Raw genomic sequence first — 2,827 nt, forward strand, 5'->3', positions numbered from 1 at the left:
CTTTCAGCCTACTCGCCCTACCAGCATGTCGACGCCGCTGCCGCCTATCCGCCTGTGCTCCTGACCACATCGACCGCTGACGATCGGGTCCATCCCGGCCATGCGCGCAAGATGGCCGCCCGCCTGCAGGAAGCCGGCCATGCCAGGACGCTGTTCTTCGAGGAGACCGAGGGTGGTCATGGCGGGCGTGGCGACCGCCGGCCGCAGGCGGCGCAGACGGCGATGAAATATGTCTTCCTGCAGAGGGCGCTGACAGCCAAGGCCTAGACTCATTCCGTTATGGGCCAAGCAAAGGGTGGTTCTCCTCGACCAGCCTTTGCTCTAAGGTGCCAGCCATGGCTCTCGTCAGGATGTTGGTTGGCGCATTTGAGGCTCGCGCATTGCGGGTCGCGGTGACGCCGTCACCGCGTACGCTGCGCGCCGAGCTTTTGCGGCTGTGCGCCCGCATCGGCTATTCGCCACCTCTCTGCCTCTGAAGCATTCGCCCCCGGCTTGCCGGATAGAATCCAGAGGGAAGATCAGACATGACCTATCAGAATTATTCGCTGAAGCAGCTTCAGCAGATCGACGCCGCGCATCATCTGCATCCGTTCACCGACCACAAGGAAATGCGCGGGGCCGGGTCGCGCATCATCACCCATGCCAATGGCCCTTTCATCTACGATTCCGAGGGGGCTGAAATCCTCGATGGCATGGCCGGGCTGTGGTGCGTCAACATCGGCTATGGCCGTGACGAGTTGGCCGAGGCCGCCTATGCCCAGATGAAGGAACTGCCTTATTACAACTCCTTCTTCAAATGCTCGACGCCGACGCCGGTGCTGCTGTCCAAGAAGCTGGCGGAGATCGCGCCGAAGCACGTCAACCAGGTGTTCTATGGTTCGTCGGGCTCGGAGGCCAATGACACGGCACTGCGTCTCGTGCGCCACTATTGGGTGCTGGAAGGCCAGCCGGAGAAGAACCGCATCATCTCGCGCAAGATGGCCTATCACGGCTCGACCGTTGCCGGCACCTCGCTCGGCGGCATGGATGGTATGCACAAGCAGCTCAACGGTGCGGTGCCCAACATCGTCCATGTGATGATGCCCTACGCCTATGAACTGGCGCTGCCGGGAGAGAGCGACCATGATTTCGGCCTGCGCGCGGCCGGGGCTGTCGAGGAGGCGATCCTCGAAGCCGGCGCCGACAAGGTTGCCGCCTTTATCGGCGAGCCGGTCATGGGGGCCGGTGGCGTGAAGATACCGCCGGCGAGCTACTGGCCGGAAGTGCAGCGTATCTGCCGTAAATACGATGTCCTGTTGATGCTGGACGAGGTCATCACCGGTTATGGTCGCACCGGCGAGTGGTTCGCCGCCCAGAAGCTCGGCATCGAGCCCGACACGATCACCACGGCCAAGGCGCTGACGTCGGGCTACCAGCCGCTGTCGGCATTGCTGGTCGGCGACCGCATCGCCTCGACGTTGGTCGAGAAGGGCGGCGAGTTCAATCACGGCTACACCTATTCCGGCCACCCGGTGGCCTGCGCCGTGGCGCTGAAGAACCTCGAGATCATCGAACGCGAAGGGCTGGTCGACCGCGTCCGGAACGACACCGGCCCTTATTTCGCCAAGGCCTTGCAGGAGCGCATTGCCGGACATGATCTGGTCGGCGAGGTGCGTTCGATCGGACTGATGGGCGCAATCGAGATCGTCAAGGACAAGGCGACCAAGGAGCGGTTCCTGCCGGCTGGAAGTGCGGCGGTAACCGTGCGCGATCATGCCATCGCGCACCGCATGATGCTGCGCGCTACCGGTGACACGATGATCCTGTCGCCGCCGCTGATCTGGACCCGTGATACGATCGATATGGCCTGCGACCGCATCTCGAAGGCGCTGGATCTGGCGCAAGCCGACCTGCGCAAGCGGTAGAACTCGACCCCTCGGCTGGGCGCTCCTCGGCGGGAGCGCCCAGCCTTGAGGCCATGCTGACGCGGGGAGCGAACGAATTCCACCACAAGCGCGTAGTGTGTGGGGGCTGCGGCTGATTCGGCCGCGACAAGGGGTTGTTTCCATGAGAAAGACCGGCAAGAGCCGACGGACGCAAGAAGCGGCCATCATCGGCGGCGACCTGATGCTGGCGCCGCTGGTGGCGATGATGCGGCTGCCGTTGATGGCCATGGATGGCGGGAGCAGCCAGCCTTGGAGCACGGAGACCGCGCGTGCGGTAAACGAGAAGACCGCCGCTATGGCCGAAGGCGTGTTTGCGGCGCAAATGTCCTTCCTGCAATCGGCATCGCGGTTTTGGCCGGAAATCTTTTCCGGCCGCACGCCGTCGCTGTTCAACGGGGTCGCGGCGGAGCGCTCGATCAGCGCCGCGCTGAAGCCGGCAAGCCGTGCCGTGAAAGCGAATTTTCGCCGGCTGTCCAACAAGACCTGACAGAAGTTGCAGAACTTTGATTTTGCGCATTGACGGGCGCATGCGCTAGAATCAGTCGGTACGTCACGGATGGGGGACACGATGGCCGGACAACCGCTCAACCAGCCGGCTGAAATTCCAGCCGAACTCGACCGCTGGAACTGGGGCGCTTTCTTCCTCAACTGGATCTGGGGCATCGGCAACAGCACTTTCATCGCGTTGCTGGCGCTGATCCCTGTCGTCAACATCATCATGATCATCGTGCTGGGCGCACGCGGCAGCCGCTGGGCCTGGCAGAACCGCGCCTGGCGCGACGCGGAACAGTTTCGCAAGACGCAGCGCAACTGGGCAATCGCCGGCCTTGCCGTCTGGGTGGTCGGGATTGGCGGCTGCGCGACGGTGGTCGGCAGCATTCCCTACGTCCTGAAAGGCAGCG

4 protein-coding genes and 1 pseudogene are annotated in these 2,827 nt (G+C 63.4%); all 5 read left to right on the forward strand.

Annotated elements, in window-relative coordinates; all coding sequences use genetic code 11:
- The coding region (locus EN749_RS33685) for a prolyl oligopeptidase family serine peptidase (protein WP_145991123.1) at positions 1-267 on the forward strand (267 nt) is incomplete at its 5' end.
- A gap of 68 nt (positions 268-335) precedes the next feature.
- The gene (locus tag EN749_RS33690; protein ID WP_127268233.1) at positions 336-476 is read left to right on the forward strand and encodes a capsid protein; all 141 of its coding nucleotides are present in this window, start codon (positions 336-338) and stop codon (positions 474-476) included.
- 48 nt (positions 477-524) lie between these two features.
- Complete coding sequence (locus EN749_RS33695) at positions 525-1,904, forward strand: aspartate aminotransferase family protein (protein WP_128364793.1); 1,380 nt, start codon at positions 525-527, stop codon at positions 1,902-1,904.
- Positions 1,905-2,046: 142 nt separating this feature from the next.
- Positions 2,047-2,412, forward strand: coding sequence for a hypothetical protein (locus tag EN749_RS33700; protein WP_127397691.1), 366 nt, complete (start codon positions 2,047-2,049; stop codon positions 2,410-2,412).
- An 81-nt stretch (positions 2,413-2,493) separates the two neighbouring features.
- Positions 2,494-2,827: pseudogene (locus EN749_RS33705) on the forward strand (hypothetical protein); the annotation flags it as partial.

Source organism: Mesorhizobium sp. M7A.F.Ca.ET.027.02.1.1, assembly GCF_004022985.1.
Classification (GTDB): domain Bacteria; phylum Pseudomonadota; class Alphaproteobacteria; order Rhizobiales; family Rhizobiaceae; genus Mesorhizobium.